The sequence below is a fragment of the Xanthomonas hortorum genome (genome assembly GCF_011305375.1).
GTDB lineage: Bacteria > Pseudomonadota > Gammaproteobacteria > Xanthomonadales > Xanthomonadaceae > Xanthomonas > Xanthomonas hortorum_E.
Genome location: NZ_VCME01000011.1, coordinates 243,720 through 264,446, shown reverse-complemented (window position 1 = coordinate 264,446; position 20,727 = coordinate 243,720). Strand labels below are relative to the sequence as shown.

The 20,727-nt window shown below is 63.0% G+C and carries 21 protein-coding genes; 12 read left to right on the top strand and 9 right to left on the bottom strand.

From position 1 onward, the window contains the following. The first annotated feature begins 43 nt into the window (after positions 1–43). Together FFY45_RS12595 and FFY45_RS12590 are read left to right on the top strand one after the other, a co-directional pair. Positions 44–1,195, top strand: coding sequence for a two-component system sensor histidine kinase NtrB (locus FFY45_RS12595; RefSeq protein ID WP_176340683.1), 1,152 nt, complete (start codon positions 44–46; stop codon positions 1,193–1,195). Continuing rightward, a complete protein-coding gene (locus FFY45_RS12590; protein WP_176340682.1) occupies positions 1,188–1,556 on the top strand; it encodes a response regulator in 369 nt (122 codons plus the stop codon). The genes FFY45_RS12595 and FFY45_RS12590 overlap by 8 nt, the downstream gene beginning before the upstream one ends. 31 nt (positions 1,557–1,587) lie before the next feature. Here the strand turns inward: FFY45_RS12590 and FFY45_RS12585 are convergent, their stop codons facing one another. After that, the gene (locus FFY45_RS12585; RefSeq protein ID WP_176340681.1) at positions 1,588–2,937 is read right to left on the bottom strand and encodes a glycoside hydrolase family 16 protein; all 1,350 of its coding nucleotides are present in this window, start codon (positions 2,935–2,937) and stop codon (positions 1,588–1,590) included. 214 nt (positions 2,938–3,151) lie between these two features. After that, the gene (locus FFY45_RS12580; RefSeq protein WP_176340680.1) at positions 3,152–3,427 is read right to left on the bottom strand and encodes a DUF2798 domain-containing protein; all 276 of its coding nucleotides are present in this window, start codon (positions 3,425–3,427) and stop codon (positions 3,152–3,154) included. Positions 3,428–3,562: 135 nt separating this feature from the next. On the opposite strand from FFY45_RS12580, the gene FFY45_RS12575 reads away from it, so the two are divergent. Next, a complete protein-coding gene (locus FFY45_RS12575) occupies positions 3,563–4,534 on the top strand; it encodes a LysR family transcriptional regulator (RefSeq protein ID WP_104550291.1) in 972 nt (323 codons plus the stop codon). A gap of 253 nt (positions 4,535–4,787) precedes the next feature. Here FFY45_RS12575 and FFY45_RS12570 read toward each other — a convergent pair whose 3' ends face one another. The 5 genes from FFY45_RS12570 to FFY45_RS12550 all read right to left on the bottom strand — a co-directional run bounded on the left by FFY45_RS12570 (position 4,788) and on the right by FFY45_RS12550 (position 9,757). Continuing rightward, a complete protein-coding gene (locus FFY45_RS12570; RefSeq protein WP_176340679.1) occupies positions 4,788–6,371 on the bottom strand; it encodes an alpha-N-arabinofuranosidase in 1,584 nt (527 codons plus the stop codon). 73 nt (positions 6,372–6,444) lie between these two features. Then, a complete protein-coding gene (locus FFY45_RS12565; protein WP_255171951.1) occupies positions 6,445–7,083 on the bottom strand; it encodes a baseplate J/gp47 family protein in 639 nt (212 codons plus the stop codon). 102 nt (positions 7,084–7,185) lie between these two features. Then, positions 7,186–8,718: an N-acetylmuramoyl-L-alanine amidase gene (locus FFY45_RS12560; RefSeq protein WP_023903196.1), complete on the bottom strand. Its 1,533-nt coding sequence runs from the start codon at positions 8,716–8,718 to the stop codon at positions 7,186–7,188. Between the two features lie 182 nt (positions 8,719–8,900). Continuing rightward, the gene (locus FFY45_RS12555) at positions 8,901–9,350 is read right to left on the bottom strand and encodes a phage virion morphogenesis protein (protein WP_176340678.1); all 450 of its coding nucleotides are present in this window, start codon (positions 9,348–9,350) and stop codon (positions 8,901–8,903) included. Further along, complete coding sequence (locus FFY45_RS12550; RefSeq protein WP_176340677.1) at positions 9,338–9,757, bottom strand: phage tail protein; 420 nt, start codon at positions 9,755–9,757, stop codon at positions 9,338–9,340. The genes FFY45_RS12555 and FFY45_RS12550 overlap by 13 nt, the downstream gene beginning before the upstream one ends. Before the next feature lie 336 nt (positions 9,758–10,093). Here FFY45_RS12550 and FFY45_RS12545 point away from each other — a divergent pair, with 336 nt between their 5' ends. After that, positions 10,094–11,143 carry an aldose epimerase family protein gene (locus FFY45_RS12545; RefSeq protein WP_176340676.1) on the top strand — a complete coding sequence of 350 codons (1,050 nt, stop codon included), beginning with the start codon at positions 10,094–10,096 and terminating at the stop codon, positions 11,141–11,143. 2 nt (positions 11,144–11,145) lie between these two features. Here the strand turns inward: FFY45_RS12545 and FFY45_RS12540 are convergent, their stop codons facing one another. Next, a complete protein-coding gene (locus tag FFY45_RS12540; RefSeq protein WP_074056958.1) occupies positions 11,146–11,937 on the bottom strand; it encodes a cytochrome C assembly family protein in 792 nt (263 codons plus the stop codon). Positions 11,938–12,080: 143 nt separating this feature from the next. On the opposite strand from FFY45_RS12540, the gene ffh reads away from it, so the two are divergent. The 8 genes from ffh (at position 12,081) to rplS (ending at position 18,992) form a co-directional block, all read left to right on the top strand. After that, a complete protein-coding gene (ffh, locus tag FFY45_RS12535; RefSeq protein ID WP_176340675.1) occupies positions 12,081–13,457 on the top strand; it encodes a signal recognition particle protein in 1,377 nt (458 codons plus the stop codon). Positions 13,458–13,941: 484 nt separating this feature from the next. After that, positions 13,942–14,772: a DUF2314 domain-containing protein gene (locus FFY45_RS12530; RefSeq protein ID WP_176340674.1), complete on the top strand. Its 831-nt coding sequence runs from the start codon at positions 13,942–13,944 to the stop codon at positions 14,770–14,772. A gap of 7 nt (positions 14,773–14,779) precedes the next feature. Beyond that, positions 14,780–15,871 carry an NAD(P)H-dependent flavin oxidoreductase gene (locus tag FFY45_RS12525; protein WP_439333532.1) on the top strand — a complete coding sequence of 364 codons (1,092 nt, stop codon included), beginning with the start codon at positions 14,780–14,782 and terminating at the stop codon, positions 15,869–15,871. After that, positions 15,862–16,659: an aminotransferase class IV family protein gene (locus FFY45_RS12520; RefSeq protein ID WP_176340672.1), complete on the top strand. Its 798-nt coding sequence runs from the start codon at positions 15,862–15,864 to the stop codon at positions 16,657–16,659. Before FFY45_RS12525 ends, FFY45_RS12520 begins: the two co-directional genes overlap by 10 nt. A 110-nt stretch (positions 16,660–16,769) precedes the next feature. Then, entirely contained in the window at positions 16,770–17,030 is a 261-nt protein-coding gene (gene rpsP / locus FFY45_RS12515) for a 30S ribosomal protein S16 (protein WP_006449156.1), read from the top strand. A 41-nt stretch (positions 17,031–17,071) separates the two neighbouring features. Continuing rightward, a complete protein-coding gene (gene rimM, locus FFY45_RS12510) occupies positions 17,072–17,584 on the top strand; it encodes a ribosome maturation factor RimM (protein WP_176340671.1) in 513 nt (170 codons plus the stop codon). Between the two features lie 81 nt (positions 17,585–17,665). Continuing rightward, positions 17,666–18,436 carry a tRNA (guanosine(37)-N1)-methyltransferase TrmD gene (gene trmD, locus FFY45_RS12505; protein ID WP_176340670.1) on the top strand — a complete coding sequence of 257 codons (771 nt, stop codon included), beginning with the start codon at positions 17,666–17,668 and terminating at the stop codon, positions 18,434–18,436. 148 nt (positions 18,437–18,584) lie between these two features. Beyond that, positions 18,585–18,992, top strand: coding sequence for a 50S ribosomal protein L19 (rplS, locus tag FFY45_RS12500; protein WP_006449159.1), 408 nt, complete (start codon positions 18,585–18,587; stop codon positions 18,990–18,992). 161 nt (positions 18,993–19,153) lie between these two features. Here rplS and FFY45_RS12495 read toward each other — a convergent pair whose 3' ends face one another. Then, complete coding sequence (locus FFY45_RS12495; protein WP_176340669.1) at positions 19,154–20,629, bottom strand: MATE family efflux transporter; 1,476 nt, start codon at positions 20,627–20,629, stop codon at positions 19,154–19,156. Positions 20,630–20,727 lie beyond the last annotated feature (98 nt).

The following is a 20,727-nucleotide window of genomic DNA, read 5'->3' as shown; positions in this document are numbered from 1 at the left end:
CCGTCACTATGTTCGCGCGCTTTCCAGGGGGAAACATCGCGTGATGGATGCGGAAACGGCCACCGACACCGTCGGGCCGCTTTCTCACAACAGCCGGCAGTGCCAGCTGTTGCTCGAGAGCATGTGCGATTGCGCGATCTACACGCTCGATACGGGCGGCCATGTGCGTAGCTGGAATACCGTTGCAGAGCGAATCCACGGCTACGCCGTCCCCGAGGTCATGGAGACGCATTTTTCGCGTTTTTTTGTGCCCGAAGATGCACAGCGCGGCGAGCCGGCACACCTGCTGGAGGTCGCCAAGCGCGATGGGCGCGCTGCTGCAGAAGGCTGGCGCTTGCACAAGGATGGCAGCCAATTCCTTGCCCGCGTGGTGATCGAGCCGGTGTTGGAAGTCGATGTGCTGGTGGGTTTTGCCGTGGCAACTTGCGATATCAGCGAACGCCATGCAGCGCAGCAATCGCAGCAGGTGCTGGCGCAGGCGCAACGCAGCCAGGCGCTGGGCCGGTTGACGCGGGGCATGGCGCATGACTTCAACAATCTGCTGACCGTGATGGCGACCAGCCTGGATTTGATCTCGCGACGTGCGGGCGAGGATGCGCGTCTGCGCACCTTGCTGGGCGCTGCGCAGACGGCAGTGGAGCGGGGCACCTTGCTGACACGCCACGTGCTCGCCTTCGCACGCGGGCAGCAATCGCCGCCGCAACGCCATGCAGTCAATGCAATCGTGACCGGCGCGTTGGAACTGCTGCAGCGTGCGTGCCCGGCCGGCCTTGGCCTCTCGCTTGAATTGGCCCAGACATTGCCGGATGTACGTGTGGACCCAGGTCAATTGGACGCCGCATTGCTCAACCTGGTCTTCAATAGCTGCGATGCCATGCCCGATGGCGGTACGATCGTGCTGGTCACCGCCGTACAACGGCGTGCCGCACCGTCGGAGCCGCACGCTGCACAGTGCAGGTACATCAGCGTTGCGGTGCGCGATAATGGCAGCGGCATGCCGGCGGATGTCGCGCAGCGCGCTGGCGACGCGTTTTTCACCACCAAGGATGCAGGCAAGAACGCCGGCCTGGGCTTGAGCCAGGTGTTCGGCTTCGCGTCACAATCCGGTGGTTTTGTCGAGCTTGAAACCGCACCCGGACACGGCACCACCGTGACTTTGTTTCTCCCGGCCATCGAGGACGCCGAGAATGACTGAATCCCTGCGCTTGCTGATGGTTGAGGACCAAGAAGAGTTACGCGAACTGATCGGCGAGGCACTGCGCGATGCCGGCATCACCGTCGACACCGCCGACGATGGGCACAGCGCATTGCGCATGCTGCGCGAGAACGGCCCTTACGATGTGGTGTTCAGCGATATCCGCATGCCCAACGGCATGTCGGGCATCGAGCTGAGCGAGCAGGTGACGCAACTGCTGCCGCAGGCGCGCATCATCCTGGCGTCCGGATTTGCCAGGGCGCAGTTGCCGCCACTGCCGCCGCAGGTGGATTTTCTGCCCAAGCCCTACCGCCTGCGTCAGCTGATCGACATGCTCAAAGGCGTTGCAGCCAGCGCCTAAACGTTGGCTGCATCCAGCTCGCGCGGCCGGTTCAACGGCTCTGGTAGTACACCTTGTCGATGGCGATCTCCACTGGCGCGGCCGGTGGATCGGCCACCAGCATGAACAGTTGTTTGACCGCCTGCAGATCCAGATCGTAGAACGCACTGAAGGGGATGCTGACTTCATGCCAGGCGCCATCGCGCACCAATCCGTATTGATTGCCGCCCGCGGCGAAGTCCACCCAGCTGTCGCCGAAACTGGTGTTGATGCCGATCTTGAAGGTCGAAGAAGTAGTGGTTTTAACCTGCAGTTTCAGTGCGCCGCCCGCATACGCGGCCATATTGCGATAGTCGGTCTGGATGCCCAAGCCGTACCACGCACCGGCATTGGCGCGGTACGCCATCACGTTGCGGCCTTCGAATGGGGCCTGCGCAATCGGGGTGAGGTTGTTCCATAAGTACAGCTCGGCATCCTGGCCGAACGTCAGCCGCGCACTGGTATCGCTTTGCTCGGTGAATACACCGAAGCGCCCCGCAGGCGCTGCATGTTGCGCGCCGACATACAACTGCGCGCCTGGGTTTTGATACAGCCGGATGTAATCGATCTCCATCTTGCCCGGTAGCGGCGCCGTCACCGCAGCAGGCGAGGTAATGCCGGTATAGGTGCCGCCCACCGCAAGATTGAGTAGCAGATAGTGCTGCTGGTGGAATTCGTGCAACGAGGCGCCTTGGATGTTGGAGATCGCAAATTCAAAGTACTGCTGGCCGTCGATCGACACGCGGATGAATTGCGGGTCCCAGGTCATCCGGTACACATGGAAGTCGTTGTGCAGATTTACCGGGCTGGTATAGCTGGTGTCGTAGTCGGCTTGCGCGCCGTTGTAGTCCCAATGCACGGCCGCGCCGATGCGGCGGTTGGCGGTGCCGGCGGCGACTGCCGCAGCCATGCCGGCCTCCATCAGATCGATTTCGCCACGGCCGGGCCACACGCCGATCGTGCCCAGCATCCAGTACGCCGGCCACAGCCCGTTGCCGACCACCGGCGTCTTGATGCGCGCTTCCAGCGTGCCGTATGAGAAGTGCATGCGGCCTTCGGTCTTGAGCCGTGCCGAGGTGAATGGCATACCCTGAAACGCTTCGCGCCGCGCCTCGATCACCAGCCGGCCATTATCGATACGCGCATTTTCGGCACGGCTGGTGTAGTACTGCATTTCGCCATTGCCCCAACCGCATAAACCGATCTGGCAGCCGTTACCGACATCGTAGGTCCATTTGTTGCCGTCGATGCCCGGCCCGTTGAAGTTGTCTTCCCATACCAGGGTTTGCGCCTGCGCACTCGGCGCCAGCGCCATGCCCAACACAACAGCGAACTGCACAGCGACATTGCGTAGCGTGTTCATGCGTGCTTTCCCAAAAGGCGGACTCACGTCCGTGGAGAGCGACGCTGGGCAGCGGTTCCTTCAGTGTCAAAGCAATTGTCGGGCGTGTTTCAGTTCCGTGGTGTTCATTCCGGAATGATCGATCATTGGCATGACGGCGGTCGCAAACGCGGTCTGTGCCGTGCTGCGCGGCAGCACCTGTCTGCGAATGGCGCCATGCGCGTCCACGCACACCTCAATGCCCCGCCTGCACCGTCCACGTCACCAGGCGTATCACCAGTGGCCGCACTACCAATACGCAACAGAACGCGGTGGGCATCGCAATGCGGTAGGCGTCCAGCACGCGCCACAGATAGCCGGGTGCCAGCCCGGTGTTGGCGCCGGTGATGACCAGGCACATCAGCAAGGCCATGATCGCCGCCATGTAGAACGCGAACACGAACGGGGTGGCGCGCACACCGAGTTTCCAGCGCGGTCGCGCCAACGGGGAGGAGGGTGGAGATGACGACATGAGATGGCCTCGACTGCCGCACAACCGCGGCGTGAAGGGCACTGTAGAGACGCCACCGCGGCCGGGGTAGATCGCGTAGCCTTGTGGCTTACGTAAGAAAAACTTACGAATCGTTTGGTAATACTTGCCTCAACAATGAACATTCTTCAGTCCATCCGTAGTTTTGTCAGCACCGTCGATGCCGGCAGCATTGCCGGTGGTGCCAAGTTGCTGGGCGTCAGCGCGGCTGCGGTCAGCCAGAACATCGCGCGGCTGGAGCAGCATCTGGGCGTGCGCCTGCTGCACCGGACCACGCGCAGCCTGGCACTCACCGAGCGCGGCACGCTGTACTTCGAACAGGTGCGGCAGCTGGAGCGCGACCTGGAACGCGCGCGGCAATCGGTCGCCGGTCCGCAGCAGGCCCCGGCCGGGCGCTTGCGCGTGGCCAGCACCGCCGCATTTGCGCGCCATGTGCTCGCCCCGATGTTGCCGGCGCTGCGCCAGCGCTATCCGCAACTGGAGATCGAGCTGTTGTGCACCGACCGCGCCGTGCAGCACGCGCAGGAAAGCGTGGACGTCAGCCTGCGCATCGAAGCGCAGCTGGAAGACGGCCTGGTGGCGCGCTGCATCGCGCAGGTGCCATTGGTGGTCTGCGCGGCACCGCAGTACCTGGCCCGTTGCGGTACGCCGCAGACCCCGGATGAATTGAAATACCACCACTGCCTGTTGCTGCGTTACCCGGTGGACGGGCGTTGCCTGCCTTGGAACTTCGTCCGCAATGGCGTGCGCTTCCAGCCGGAGCTGGGCAAGGCGATGGTCAGCGACGATATCGATGCGCTCGCCACCATGGCCGCCGCCGGCGGCGGCATTGCACGACTGGCCGCGTATGTCGTGCAGCCGTATCTGCAGCGCGGTCAGCTGCAGCCGCTGTTCGTGCCCGAGACCCGCGGAACCACGCAGGCCGCGCCAGAACCGCTGCGGATCTACCTGTGCGTCGCCGACCGCCGCGACTTCACTCCAAAGGTGCGCGCCTTTATGGACCACGTACTCGAACGCCTGCCGGCGGAGTGGCGCATTGCCGAGCCAGCGCTGACATCTGCGCCGGCTCAAGCAGCAACCGGTGCATAGCCAGCATCTGAGTTGCAAACCTTTGTGCCCTGCGCTCTGGTCAATAAAGCGCACAAAGGCGTGATGCGTTGACTCGCAAATGCGTGCCAAGTTGCTTGCAAGCGGTCCACTTTGAAAAGTGCAGCCCGAAGTCATCGTTCTTGATCAACTACAACGGCGGCAGCTACCGCTGCCGCCGTTGCTCATTCCAGCTTGAACATGACAATCAAGCGCGCCGCCAGCTTTCAGTCAACGCGTTTGCCATCACCATCGCTCACTCCAGCTTGAGCATCACAATCGAATGCGCCGGCAGCGCAACGCTCAACGCCTTGCCTTGCACGCGCGCTCCCTTGAACGCTTTCGGCTCCACCGCATGTGGCTGGGCGAAGGTGTTGTGCGCGGTGATCGCCGGCGCAGTGAGGATCTGTCCCTCCACGCTGCTCGGCGAAAGACCTTCTACCTGCACGCTCACGCTCGCCGCCGAGTTCGCATCCAGATTGGTCAGCGCGACATACACATGCCCATCCTTGGCTTTGACCGCCGAGCCGTGCACGGCTGGCACATGCACATCGCCGTGGCGGTACTCGGGCGTCTGCAAGTGCAGTGGCAGGTAGGTGGCGTCCTGGTAAGGCTTGTACAGCGCGAACACGTGGTAGGTGGGCGTCAGCACCATCTTGTCCCCGTCGGTGAGGATCATCGCCTGCAGCACGTTGACCATCTGCGCGATATTGGCCATGCGCACGCGCTCGGCATGCGCACTGAAGATGTCGATATTCAACGACGCCACCAGCGCATCGCGCAGGCTGTTTTGCTGATGCAGAAAGCCCGGGTTCGCCTCGGGCAGGCCGGCGTACCAGGTGCCCCATTCGTCCACGACCAGCGCCACTTTCTTGTCCGGATCGTAGCGGTCCATGATCGCGCTGTGTTTGGTGATCAGCTCGTCCATCACCAGCGTGCGCGACAGCGTATCGATCCAGGCGGCTTCGTCGAAATTGGTGGACGAGGCGCGTGGCGGCCAGCCACCGGGCACGGTGTAGTAGTGCAGGCTCAGGCCGTCCATCAACGTGCCGGCCTCGCGCATCATCACTTCGGTCCAGTGATAATCGTCGTTGTTGGGGCCGGGCGCGATCTTGAGGATCTTCTGATTGACCGGCGCCTTGACGAAGGTCTGGTAGCGCCGATACACGTCGGCCGCATATTCCACGCGCATATTGCCGCCGCAGCCCCACAGCTCGTTGCCCACGCCGAAGTAGGGCACCTGCCACGGCGCATCGCGGCCATTGGCCCGGCGCTCCTCGGCCAGGCTCGAGCGCGTGGGCGCGGTCATGTACTCGGCCCACTGCGCGATTTCATCAGGCGCCGCATTGCCCACGTTGCCGGCGATATACGCCTGGGTGCCAAGCAGCTCGGTAAAGTTCATGAACTCGTGGGTGCCGAACCGGTTGGACTCTTCCACGCCGCCCCAGTGCGTGTTGATGCTGATCGGGCGTTTGGCCGGCGCACCGACGCCATCGCGCCAATGGTATTCGTCGGCAAAACAGCCGCCGGGCCAGCGAATGTTCGGGACTGCGATCGCCTTCAACGCGGCCACCACATCGTTGCGATAGCCACGCGTATTGGGGATGGGCGAGTCCGCGCCGACCCACACCCCGCCATAGATGCCGGTGCCCAGATGCTCGGCGAACTGCCCGAACAGCTGACGCGACACCTGCGCACCGGGCTGGTCCACGCGCAGCGTACCGCTCACCTTGACCTCGGCAGCCGATGCGGCAAGTGCGTTCGTTATCAATGCAGCGGCGACGATTGATTGCAACATCCGCCTGCGCGGGATTCGCAACGCGAGGGAAATCCACTGCATCGGCTTGTCGCTCCTGTGCGGGTTGGTCGAGTCGTTCACGCACTGCCAGATCGGCAGGCGTGGCGCCAGCGTATTACGAGCAAGGACCGATGTCTGCGCCCATGGCTGCATCGCCGCAGCTCGAAGGAGCCCCGCCATGCATAGTTTCAAGGTCCAACTGCGTCGGCGCATCGCTGAAGAAGCTCCTATCATCGACACGTCCAATCTTCCGCCGCTTCTTGCTCAGTGCCACGCCCGCGGGCTGGATGATGGCACTGGCATCCATGACACCGGCCGCTGTACTGAGCGCGTGATAGATGCATGCGCTCTTGGGGCCAGCAACACTGAAGCCCGCCGGTGCCCGCTGGATGCGGCGGCGGAAGTCCACGTCCGACTCAAAGGACGGTGCAATGCCGGTCTCCGTTTGGCCCGGATTGAGCATCAGTCGTGCGACGCCAAAGGGCGCGCCCAGGTAATCGAGGTTGGTGCCGGTGGTGAAGGCCAGCATGGTTTTCTGTACCTTGTCGTTGGCGCGCTGGCGGATCAGCAACTCGCGAGCGGCAAACAGCTGCAGGAGCTTGTAGACCGGATCGGCTTCCGTGAGCGCGGAGAACTCCGGCATCAGTCGACGAAATTGGGCAAGCGCCTCGGAAAATATAGCCTCGAAGTCCAGTGCCTCGGTAAGGTCTGGCGCTTGCAGCTTAGAGAGATCGACAGCAGTAAACGAAGCCATAATCGCTCCAAGAACCGAAGAGATGATCTTAGGCACTTGGAGCGAAATTATCTAACGGGGTAGTCTGTAAATAGGTAAAATACCAGTCGCCACTTAAAAATTTTAGGTGACGGCCTTGCAGGTGAAAGTGCTTTTTGCTTCTGTCTTCACACCATCAGCGTCGACAACAGTGGTCAGCATTTCAAATGAAGTCGTCTTCGTGCTACTTGATCCGGTGCAGTACCACTCATTTGTCAATGGTGATGCTTGCTCAGTCGCATATGTCTTGCTAAAAGAAGGACATGTCCAGCCGCTGGGGCATGTTGTGAATTTTCTTTCGTACGCCAGCGGAAACTGTGGGTTTCCTACGAAGTTGGTCGCGATAGTGATCTTCGGGCCGTTCACCACAGCCGAAGTATTGGGAACCGTCAGCTTCTGAGCGACACACGTCTTCCCGTCGCGATTTACACGATAGCCTTTTTCAATGCCGCGCATGGCTGCGTCTTGAAAAACAGGGTCTAAGAGAGCCGTCGCGTTTACGGGGTTTGAATGAAATCCAACTTCGACCAGTACTGCAGGTACTTCGACCGCATGCGTGTTCTCACCATATTCGGTCGACGCTTCCGCCGCGCGAACCAGCCATTGCTCATAGCCTGGAGTAGCATTGATGACCTCTTTCATCGAGCAAGACACGGCATCGGCGAGTAGCTTGCTGGACGCGCTACCTGTTGCATATAAGATCTTTGATCCGGTGCCTGTCGTTGATCCGGCATCAGTGTGTAAGCTCACGATGGCCTTGGCTTTCAGATATCGTGCGTATCTCGGTCGCGATCGAATATCTGATCCGATCTCATCGGTGGGAAGCGATCCCCACATATCTTTTTCGTTCGGCAGTATCCTGGCAAGATGGTATTTTGCCGCCAACTTCCACCAAGCAAGCTTTGTGGCGGATTCAATTGTTTCCGATGTTGAGCGCGGGAATGCCACAGCTTCCTTACTTCTAGTCTGGAGGTGTGTAGCAAGCTTGCTGGCGAGGGTTGGGTTGTCTACGTCTTCATGCCAACCATTAATCAGCTCCCGCTGCCAGCCCCAGCCGCCACCTTTTGCTTTAGTGCGACCGTGTCCTGCCGAAACCACCACAGGAGCCTGTGCCTCTGCGCTTGGAGAAATTGTCTGCTTCTTATTGCTCGGTTCCCACTTTTCTTGAGGGAACAATTTGTCTGTAGAAATTCCACCAAAAGTACAAGATGTTCCCGTAAAGCTTAAATTGCCAGTGAGTATTTCCGTGGCAACGCCGGTTATCTGATGTAACTGATCTTCTAGTTCACCCGAGATGTGGCTATCTCCCTTCGGGACAAATCCTTTGCCAAGCTCGATTAGAACCATTCCAGTTTTACTATCGAAGCGAACATCAACAGGCGACACGACCTGACCAGGGAGGCGCTTCTGACTAGCTATAGTCTTTTGGAGCTCTGCTTTCAATAATTTGCTGAGCTCGGTGCGCTGATCCGCTGAGAGATTGGCAACATTTGGCAACACCTGCTGGGCCATAACCGGCATCGTAGCGAGCATTCCAGCTGAGAGCGAGAATACGAGACAGGCGGTGCGCAGGTTGGTGAGCTTGCTAGACCTGTTGCGGTCAAATTTCGATTCCATGACATCACTCCTTGATTTCGGGGGACGGGAAAGCCCCGGATCGGCGCAGCATTCCGTTGCCTCCCCGATGTCAACCTACCCACATTTTCTTTCCGCGTCAAAAACCTGGCGTCTCGAATGTGCGCGTGGTCATCATTGCTCGTGCAATGCGCTCGAGCTGTAATGCTCCTGACTTGCCTTCTTCACCCGCCCAAGTGATTCAGGAGCTGATTCCCTATGATATTTCGGTCTTCAATGGACAGACCCAGTAACACGCGTTTTTTATAATGTGCTCTGGGACCACCAGACCGCACTTGCTCACTCAGCCCGTATTGATGCACGTGCGCAATGCGCGACACGCGCCCAACAAACCCCACGCTCACAGCGTTGGGGCTGGCGCTGACCTTGAAGAACTTGGCCTGACGCAGTTTCGCAAACATCTTCGCGCGCTTGACGCGTCCAGACTTCTGCCGCAGCTGCTGCTTGCGCGGTGTATAAGGTGAGCCATCGGGCGCTTGCTGCTTACCGATACGCTGGCTCTGTGAGCGCCTCAGTTCCGTTCCGATCTTGCGCGCCAGCGTGCGGCGTTCGCCGGGCTGCAGGCGCGCCAGCAACGGCGCGGCCCAGGTCTTCAGCGCGCTCAGCTCATCCATGTCGTATCGATCAACGGCTCGGGCGCATGCGTCATGTCATACCCGCCGCCGTCTTTCGCCGTCACGACCACGCGCTCGGTCAGCGGCAACTTGATCGACAGATCCACCGCATCGTTGGCGAGGATGTCTGCCTCGAAGGCGATGTCGCCACGGCGCGCAGGGTTGGAGAGCAGCTCGGACTGATTGACCTGCACCCATTCCAGCAGCGGTAGCATCACGCTGTCCGGGTGGCCGGCGTAGTCGGTCAGGATCAGATTGAGCGTGTATTGGTACTCGAACGACAGCCCCGGCTGGAACGTGCTGACCAGGCTGCCGGCGTCGATGAATACCGGCAGCCGGTCGGCGTCGCGTGCCAGGTCCGGCAAGGCCGCCACCAGATGCGCGCGCAGGCTGGCGGGCTTGATCATGGCGCCACTGCCGGCAGATGCAGCTCGATCCAGTCCTGCAGCGCGCTCAGCTGCGCGGCCGTGGCGTGGCAGCTGGTGTAGTGGTCGGCGACGGTACCGGCAATCCCGCGTCGACCAGGACGGTCAGACCGGTGTTTTGCCAGTGAGCCGTTGCACTTGGGTAGATCTGCAGTAGCAGACGCGGCTGCTCGTCCACCGGCGAGCCCGGTCTGCACGCCCATTCGGTGCTAGTTGCCCTGGAAAGCGAGTGCTAGCGTCAAGATGCGCACAGCGGCATGGTCGGCGACGGCGCTCTCCCGCTATGCTCGCCAGTTTCCATCAGTGGCGGGGCGATTCATGCAGCGCGTATTCGGGCAGTTGCCAGACGGTGTCGAGGTCCATGCGCTCACCTTGCGCAGCGATTCAGGGCTGGAGGCCGAAGTGCTGACGTATGGCGGCATCCTGCATGCGCTGCGGTTGACCACGGCGCAGGGCGTGGTGCCGCTGCTGCTGGCCTTGCCGGACCTGCCTGCCTACGCGGCCGACGGCGACAGCCTCAATATCCTGGTTGGCCGCTTCGGCAATCGCATCGCCGGGGCGCGTTACACATTGGATGGCGTCACCCACACGCTGGCGGCCAACGAAGGACGCAACCAGTTGCACGGAGGCCTGCGCGGCTTCGGGCGGCGCGTGTGGAGCGTGCTGGAGCACACCCCGGATCAGGTGTTGCTGGGTTACGACTCGCCCGATGGCGAAGAAGGCTATCCCGGCAATCTGCAGGTGCGTGCGCGGCTGCAACTGGAGGGACTCGAGCTACAGCTGGACTTCGAAGCGCAGTGCGATGCCGCCACCCCGTTGAATCTCACACATCACCCATATTTCAACCTGTCCGGCGACCCGCATCACAGTGCCGCGCGGCAGGTGCTGCGCGTGCCGGCCGATCGCTATCTCCCGGTGGATGCCGAATCGATTCCCACTGGAGAGATCGCTTCGATTGCCGGCACGCCGTTCGATTTCCGCCTTGCTGCCGCGTTGGCCGATAACACTGACCCATCTCATCCACAAGTGGTGCTCGGCAAAGGCTACGACCAATGCCTGGTGCTGGCAGCCGACGCCGATTGCGTTGCCGAGCTGTATTCGCCGCACAGTGGCGTGGCGCTACGCATCACCAGCGATGCACCGGCGGTGCAACTCTACGAAGGCCAGCATCTGGACGCACATCATCCCGGCCTGGGCCGCGGCGTGTGTCTGGAACCGCAGGACTACCCGGATGCGCCCAATCACCCCAACTTCCCGTCGACAATCTTGCGGCCCGGCGAGATCTACCGCCGCCGCATCGCCTATCACTTCGCCAGCGCTGGCCCGGATCAGCCGTGGGCCGCGGTGAGCGCTGCGCTGGATGCCTGAGCTCAGCGCGGCCCCAACACCAGCTCGATCACGAACTTGCTGCCGAAGAACGACAGCACCAGCAGCACCATCGCGGTCAGCGTCCAGTGCACCGCCTTGGTGCCGCGCCAGCCATTGCGCCAGCGGCCGATCAGCAGCGCTCCGAACACGATCCACGACAGGATGCTGAGCACGGTCTTGTGCAACAGCCGCTGCGCCAGAAAGTCCTGCACGAACAGCAGGCCGGTCAGCAGGGTCAGACTCAGCAGCACGAAGCCCACCGTGATCGTGCGGAACAGCAGCGTCTCCAGCTCGGTCAACGGCGGCAACGCGCGCAGCCAGGTGTGGAAATCGCGTCGGCGCAGCGCACGTTCCTGCAGCCACAGCATGATCGCCAGCAGCGCAGCGATCCCCAGCGTGGCGTATGCCAGCAGCGCCATCCACGCGTGCAGCTCCAGCCGCCAGCCCAGGTCCGAGCTCGGCTCATGACCGTAAGCGTGATAGCAGGCCAGCAGAATCGCCGATAGCGGAAACACCACCACGCCCACCGCCGCCATGCGCCCGCGCCCGCCGAACACCGCCGTCAGCGCGGCCATGCCCAGCCCGCACAGCGATAGTGCCGCGAAGAAGTGCATGTCCGGCCCGCCGGCGGTGCGGAATGCCACCAGCACGTGGTACCCGGCGTGCAGCGCCACTGCCGCCAGCGCCGGTATCAACCAGCGTGCAGGCGCCTGGTTGCCATCGCGCAGCACCGAGCGGGTGAGCAGTGCGGTGGCCAACAGATACAAGGCGAACGCGATGAGAACGATTGTCATCGTGGAAGTTTCGCACACTGGGGGCTGGCGCCGGAATCGGGAATCGGGAATCGGAAGAGCGGGCATGCCCGGCCGGGCAGGGCGGCCGATTGGCCTGTGCCGCTATAATCGATGCCCGTTTCCCCTCACGCGGTCCTTTGCGCATGTTCGAGTCCCTTACCCAACGTCTCTCCGGCACCATGGAGCGCCTGCGCGGCCGCGGCCGCCTGACCGAGGAGAACATCCGCGAAGCCACCCGTGAAGTGCGCATCGCGCTGCTCGAGGCCGACGTCGCGCTGCCGGTGGTGCAGGCCCTGATCGAGCGCATCAAGGTGCGCGCGGTCGGTCAGGAGGTGCTCAAGTCGCTGACCCCGGGCCAGGCGCTGATCAAGATCGTCCGCGACGAACTGACCGCGGTCATGGGCGCGGCTGCCACCGACCTCAACCTCAACGTGCCGGCGCCGGCCATCATCCTGATGGCGGGCCTGCAGGGTGCGGGCAAGACCACCACGGTCGGCAAGCTCGCCAAGCACCTGAAGGAAAAGCGCAAGAAAAAGGTCATGGTGGTCTCGGCCGACGTCTATCGCCCGGCCGCGATCGAGCAGCTCAAGACCCTGGCCGAACAGGTCGGCGTGCTGTTCTTCGCCTCCGACGCCTCGCAGAAGCCGGTTGATATCGTGCGCGCCGCCATCAGCGATGCGCGCAAGTCGTTTGTCGACGTGCTGCTGGTCGATACCGCCGGTCGCCTGGCGATCGATGCGGCGATGATGGACGAGATCAAGACGCTGCATGCCGCGGTCAACCCCACCGAAACCCTGTTTGTGGTCGATGCGATGACCGGCCAGGACGCCGCCAACACCGCCAAGGCCTTCGGCGAGGCATTGCCGCTGACCGGCGTGGTACTGACCAAGACCGACGGCGACGCCCGTGGCGGCGCCGCGCTGAGCGTGCGCTACATCACCGGCAAGCCGATCAAGTTCGTCGGCACCGGCGAAAAGACCGACGGCCTGGACGTGTTCCATCCCGACCGCGTCGCCAGCCGCATCCTGGACATGGGCGATGTGCTGTCGCTGGTGGAGCAGGTCGAGCAGAGCGTCGATCAGGAAAAAGCCGCCAAGCTCGCCGCCAAGGTCGCCAAGGGCAAGAAGTTCGACCTCAACGACATGAAGGAACAGCTCGAGCAGATGCAGAACATGGGCGGCATCCATGGGCTGATGGACAAACTGCCGGGCATGGGCCAGATCCCGGACAACGTCAAGCAGCAGGTCACCGGCAGGGAAGTCCCGCGCATGATCGCGATCATCAATTCGATGACCAAGAAAGAGCGCCGCAACCCGGCCCTGCTCAACGGCTCGCGCCGCTCGCGCATCGCGCGCGGCTCGGGCATGCAGCCGGCCGACGTCAACAAGCTGATGAAGCAGTATCAGCAGATGGAAAAGATGATGGGCAAGCTGGCCGGCGGCGGCATGAAAGGCCTGATGCGCAATATGAAGGGCATGATGGGCGCCATGGGCGGCCGCGGCGGCATGCCGTTCCGCTGAGTTCAGTAATGCGCTGACGCGGCCAGCGCGGCGCCACACGGTCCCTGCGCTGGCAATGTAGGGCATCGCGCAGATGCAGGTGCGATTGCGTGGATGCAGTCAGAGGTCCAGATCAAACGCTGCGTGGGTCGAGGGCGCGGTGCCCTCACCGCTCGCGGGGCACGCCGTAAATCCATCCGTGGAGGCTCAGTGGCGGCATCCATGCCGCCACATGGTCCCGCAATCGGTGAGGGCACCGCACCAGAGAGTGAGTCGGTTGCTTTGAGAAGAGCTACGCACACCGACCATCTCGACTGGTCCTTGCCCGCCCACCGTCGCGGGACCTTACGCGGCATGGATGCCGCGTAAGAGCTTACAAGGACGTACTTGCAGCGTGTCCCGCGACGGTGGGCGGGCAAGGGCCCTGCAGCCAGGCAGCAGATCAGCCGGCCTGCAGTAGACTGGCGTGAAGTAGTTTTGTTGGCGGCTCTTCGTCGAGGTAACCATGACCGATAACCGCATGTATTTCGCAAACGATGAAGACGCTGCACTGCAGGCGGCCTACGCCGCGGCGCGCGACACCTTCAAGTTTTTCTGGCGCGAACTGTCCTGGGAATATCGCCGCATCGTGCCGGGCCTGGAGATGGCGGCAGTGAAACTGCCTTTCGCCACCGATGCTTCCGCGACTGATGCGCCTTCGCACGAGCATATGTGGATCTCCGACGTGCAGTTCGATGGCGAGCAGGTCTCCGGCAGCCTGCTCAACGATCCGGAATGGATCGCAGGACTCACTGCCGGTGACGCCGTGTCTGCACCGATCACCGACCTGGAGGACTGGATGTACGTAGTCGATGGCCAGGTCTACGGCGGCCATACCATTGCAGCGATGCGTCGCACGATGTCGCAGGACGAACGCGCCGAGCACGACGCTGCATGGGGCCTGGACTTCGGTGAGCCGAGCGTAGTGCGCCTGGTGCCTGCACCTGTGCCGGAGCGCAAAAGCGGCTTGTTCGGCAAGATGTTCGGTAGCAAGCCGGCTCAGGTCGCTGCAACGGAACAGGCTCCGTCCGAGCGCGAGCATCCGATGAGCGAGAACATGGGCGCAAAGTTCGACGAAGGCCTGCGCAATCAGCCGGACATGGTGCATTTCCGCGACGACGCCGGTTGGACGCTGTTGCAGCGCGATGCATTGGCGGGCAACTATCAGCCGGTGTCGTTGTTGCTGAAGCACGGCGCGGATGCGTCGCTGCGCACGCCATCGGGCAAGACGGCATTGGATCTGGCTCGACAGATGCAATGGCCCAGAATCGTGCAGCTCCTCGAAGGCGATCACTGAGGTGTCGGTGACACCGTCGCTTGCGTCGGATGGCCCGTACGCAAACGTCGCGCGTTTTTGCAGGCGTTTTGGCTTAGGCGTTCCCATTCTGCTCAGCCCCATGGCCGGCGCCTGCCCGGTGCCGTTGTCGACGGCGGTTGCCGAAGCCGGTGGCATGGGCGCGATGGGTGCGGTGTTGTCGCAGCCGCAGGAGATCGTGGCATGGATGATGGCGTTTCGTGACGCGAGCAGCGGGCCTGCGCAGATCAATCTATGGATTCCCGATCCTGCACCGGTGCGCAACGCAGATGCGGAAGCGCGCATGCGGGAATTTCTATCGCAGTGGGGGCCGCCAGTTTCTGCAGCCGCTGCCGACGCAACGCCAGCCGACTTCGACGCACAGTTCGAGGCCTTGCTCGCCGCGCGTCCTGCGGTTGCCTCATCGATCATGGGGCTGTTTCGGCCCGATCAGGTTGCGCGTTTGAAGGCTGCCGGCATCGCCTGGTTCGCCTGCGTCACCACACTGGACGAAGCGCTGGCGGCACAGACAGCAGGCGCCGATGCGGTGGTCGCACAAGGGGCCGAAGCCGGTGGGCATCGTGGCGCCTTCGATGCCAACCAGGCCGAGCGCCAGACGACCGGGTTGTTCGCCTTGTTACCGCGATTGGTCGATCACCTGCACATCCCGGTGATCGCCGCAGGCGGCATCGCCAGCGCACGCGGCATTGCTGCGGCGCTCACGCTGGGTGCGAGCGCAGTGCAGATCGGCACCGGCTTGCTGCGCACGCCCGAAGCGGCGCTGCCAAGCGCCTGGGTCGATGCATTGGCCCAGGCCGAGCCGGAACAGACGCAGCCGACTCGCGCATTCTCCGGCCGGCTGGGCCGTGCGCTGATCACGCCATATCTGCGTGCCGCCAGTGCTGCAGATGCGCCGCCGCCCGCGCCGTATCCGGTGCAGCGCGCGCTGACCGCGCCGATGCGCCAGGCCGCCGCGCGCGACAACCGCCTGGATGCCATGCAGGCCTGGGCCGGGCAATCGGCCTGGATGGCACCCGCGCAGCCGGCCGCGCAGGTGGTAACGCAGTGGTGGGCTGACGCGCAGGCGCTGTTATGTCGGTGATCTTCTGCAATGGCGTGCCCGCCAGCGCTGCGCAGCTCGGGGCTGCCGCGCTGATCAACTATGGGCACTTCACCACGCTACAGGTGCGCAGCAGTGCCGCGCTCGGGCTGGATCTGCATCTGCAGCGCCTACAGCAGGGCAGTCGCGCGCTGTTCGGCATGGAGCTGGCGCAGGAGGCATTGCTTCTGCAAATGCACGCCGCGCTGGAAGCCTCGGTAATGGCCGATGCCAGCCTGCGCGTCACCGTGTTCGCGCAGGATTACGACTTTCGCGATCCCTTGCGCGAGGTCGCGCTGGACGTGCTGGTTGCGGTGTCGCCGCCAGCGGACATGCCCGAGACCGGGCTGCGTGTGCAGGTGACCAGCTATGTACGCGATCAGCCCGAGCTCAAGCATGTCGGGACATTTCCGCTGTTGCGGCTGCGCCGGCTGGCCATGAATACCGATCACGACGATGTCGTGTTGCAGGATCCGCAGGGCAGGGTGCTGGAAGGCGCGTTCTGGAATCTGGGTTTGTGGGAGCGCGGCGGCGTGGTCTGGCCGCAGGGCCCGGCCTTGCTGGGAACGCGTCAGCAATTGCTGCAGACCGGGCTGGAAACGCTGGGGATTAGCCAGATTCGGCGGCCGGTGCAACTGGACGAACTGGATCGTTTCGATGGCGCCTTCGCCTGCAATGCGCGCGGGCAGCAGGCGATCGTGGCGATGGGGCCGGCCCGCTGGGGCCCGCATGCGGCCCAGCTGCCGTTGCTGGAGCAGGCCCTGCAAACCCATGCCTGGCAAGCGATCTGAGGCTTGGCGTGGGGCGGTCGCAGGGTGACTTGGCTTCGCCGCCGGTGCCCGCTATAATCGCCGGCTTACCGCGCCACTCTGGCGACTGGGCAACTCAGGAAAACGACACCATGGTCAAGATTCGACTGACCCGCGGCGGCGCCAAGAAGCGTCCGTTCTACCACATCATCGTGACCGACGTGCGCAGCGCGCGCGACGGCCGCAACATCGAGCGTCTGGGTTACTACAACCCGGTTGCCCAGGGCGCAGAACCGCGCGTCGTGCTGGACATCGCGCGCGTCGACCATTGGGTCGGCCAGGGCGCACAGCTGACCGACAAGGTGCGTAACCTGTATCGCGAAGCATCCAAGCCTCAGGCCGCTGCGGCCTGATTTGGGAGGGCCGAGCGCATCGCTCGGCCTAGCTGACGCAGATGAAACAGACCGAGCGCCGTATCCTGCTGGGCAGGGTTGCCGGCGCTTTCGGTGTCAAGGGCGAACTCAAGATCGAGTCCTGGACCGAGCCGCGTAGCGCAATCTTCCGGTACCAACCGTGGATTCTGCGTACGCCCTCGGGTGAGGAGTCGACACTGAGCGGAGCGCGCGGGCGCGATCAGGGCAAGCATCTGGTCGCGACATTCCCCAACGTTGCCGATCGCGACACCGTCGAAGCCATGCACGGGATCGAGATTTACGTCTCGCGCAGCGTGCTGCCGCCACCCAAGCCCGATGAATATTATTGGGTGGATCTGGAAGAGCTGCAGGTGGAAACCGTCGAGGGCGTCAAGCTCGGCACGGTGTCGCATCTGTTCTCCACCGGCTCCAATGACGTGATGGTGGTACGCGGCGATCGCGAACGGCTGGTGCCGTTCGTGCTGCCGGATTTCGTCAAGTCGGTCGACTTCGAAGCCAATCTGATCGTGGTGGATTGGGACCCGGATTTCTGATCAGAATTTCCGATCAGAGCGGTGCTTCGGCTCCGCGCTTGCTGCACCTATTCCCCAATCCCGATTCCCGATTCCCAGCCATTGCGCATCGACGTCATCAGCCTGTTCCCTGAGTTCATCGCGCAATGCGCGGCGTTCGGCGTGGTCGGGCGGGCGCAGGAGCGTGGCTTGCTGGAACTGCAGGGCTGGAATCCGCGCGACCATGCACAGGGTAACTACCGCCGTGTGGACGACCGTCCGTTCGGTGGTGGGCCCGGCATGGTGATGTTGATCGAGCCGTTGCGGGCCTGTCTGGCTGCGGTGCAGGCCGCAGACACGCGTCCTGCACCGGTGATCTACCTCAGCCCGCAGGGGCGGCCGCTCACCCAGCCGCTCGCCCGTGAGCTGGCGCAGTTGCCACGCATGGTGTTGTTGTGCGGGCGCTACGAAGGCGTGGACGAACGGTTTCTGGCGCAGGCGGTGGATATGGAAATCTCCATCGGCGACTACGTGTTGTCCGGTGGCGAGCTTGGCGCAGCGGTGCTGGTGGATGTGGTGACGCGGTTGCAGGAGGGCGTGTTGAACGACGCCGAATCTGCGGCCCAGGACAGTTTCGAAGGCCCGCAGGGTCTGCTGGATTGCCCGCACTACAGCCATCCATCGACCCACGACTGGGGCGATGTACCGGACGTGCTGCGCTCGGGCAATCACGCTGCAATTGCGCGCTGGCGTCGGCAGCAGTCGCTGGGCCGGACCTGGCTGCGTCGGCCGGACCTGCTCGACGAGGCCGGGTTGGACAAGAACGATCGCCGCTTGCTGGAGGAGTTTCGTCGCGAACTCGTCTCGGACGACGATAAACCAGGCGACAAGTAAATCAGGGCTCACCCCTAGCTCTTGCAACATTGATTGGGGTACAATATGCGGCTTGCTGGCCAGCCTTGCGTCTGGCCCTCCTACGAACCTCGAGCAATCGCCGTGCGGCGACTGCCGGTCCAATATCACCAGACACGCGGTGCCCATCATGAGCAAACTCAACAAGACCATCCTGGCTGACTTCGAAGCCGCCCAGATTCAGCGCCAGCTGCCGGAATTCAACCAGGGCGACACCGTTGTGGTGAACGTCAAGGTGAAGGAAGGCAACCGCGAGCGCGTGCAGGCCTATGAGGGCGTCGTGATCGGTACCAAGAATGCCGGCCTGAACTCCGCGTTCACCGTGCGCAAGATCTCGCACGGCTTCGGCGTCGAGCGCGTGTTCCAGACCCACAGCGCCATCATCGACTCGGTCGAAGTGAAGCGCCGCGGTAAGGTCCGCGCCGGCAAGCTGTACTACCTGCGTGGTCTGGAAGGCAAGGCTGCCCGCATCAAGGAAGATCTGGCCGCCGCTGCGCAGGCCAAGGCTGCTCGCCAGGCTGCTGCCAAGGCTCAGTAAGCCACATTGGCAGGTTGTTTCTGCCACTGCCAAACGGCCGCCTTCGGGCGGCCGTTTGCGTTACGGGAATTGGGATTTAGGAATCTGCAGGTGGTGATCCCACAACGTTCGCGGGAACGTGTGGGCGCGCGAGCGTCTGTTCTCCGCACTGCCAGTCGACATCAGCGCTGGCGAGGCCTCGGCAATTCCGTCAACGGTGCCGTATCGGCGACCGGCGAAGCCGGGTGTGCCGGAACCTCCGCAGCGGCCGCCAGCTCTGCCGGATCCGCAGGCGTGGTCAACATGCGCGCCTTGCGCCAGCCGCCCCAGCGGTAATACGCCAGCGACAGCAGCATCGAGCAGACCGAACTGATCGGAAGACTCCACCAGATGCCATCGGCTCCCAGATGCGGGATCAAGGCGTTCGCCAGCGGCACGCGCACGCCCCACAGACCGAATGCCAGGATCAGCAGTGGCGGGATCACCGCACCGGTCGCGCGCACCACGCCGGAAATGACGAAGCTCACGCCGAACAGCAGGAACGACCAGATGCCGATGTGATTGAGATGCCGCGCCACTTCCAGCGTCGGGCTGTCGGTCGGCAGGAACAGCGCGAGTGTCCAGTGATCGAACAGGATCAGCAGCACGATCAGAATGCCGGTCATCAAAAAGTTGGCGACGATGCCGGTGCGTGCGGTCGCATCGACGCGGTTCCAGAGACCGGCACCCACATTCTGCGCCGCCATCGTGGAGCACGCAGCGCCCAGCGCCATCGCCGGCATCTGCACATACGTCCATAGCTGCAGCGCTGCGCCGTAAGCGGCTGCAGTGTCGGTGCCGAAGCCGTTGACCAGCGTCATCATCGCGATCATGGACAGCGAGATCAGCACCATCTGCAGGCCCATCGGCACGCCTTTGACGATAAGCGCGCGCAGGATCGTCGGTGAGATCCGAAACAGCTGCAGATCGCCGCGCCCCAACCACAGAACATGGCGTTTTTTGCGTAAATACAGCAACAAACCGCCGAGTGCGACCACCTGCGCCAGCAGCGTGGCCCAGGCCGCACCGGCAATGCCGAGTGCCGGAAACGGGCCGAGACCGAAGATCAGCAATGGGTTGAACACGATGTCCAGCACCACTGACACCAGCAAAAAGCGGAACGGTGTGCGCGCATCACCGGTGCCGCGCAGTGCCGCCGACAAAAACGCGAACACATAGATCAGCGGCATCGCCAGGAAGATGACGCGCAGGTACTCCTCGGCCAATGTCTGCGACGCCGGCGGTGTACCCATCGCGGTTAACAGATGCGGCGCCAGAAACCAACCGAAGACCGCAATCGCTGCCGACAGGCCGCCGAAGAAACTGGCGCTGGTGCCCATGACCTTGCGTGCCTGCGCGATGCCGCGCGCGCCCATCGCCTGGCCGATCAGGATGGTGGAGGCCATGCCGATGCCGAACACCGAGCCGATCAGGAAGAACATGATGCTGTTGGCGTTGGCTGCCGCAGTCAGTGCCGCCTCGCCGAGGTAGCGGCCCACCCAGATCGCATTGATCGAGCCGTTGAGCGATTGGGCGATGTTTCCCGCCAGGATCGGCAGTGCGAACAGCAGCAGATTCTTGCCGATCGGGCCTTCGGTCAGGACAGCGGATTTAGGCATCGCAGACGCGCCGTGGTGCGGAAGCTGCGAACACTAGCATTGGCGTGTGTGCCGCGTGCGGTCGCCTGGCGAATCTCAACAGCCGTGGAAGAGCGAGC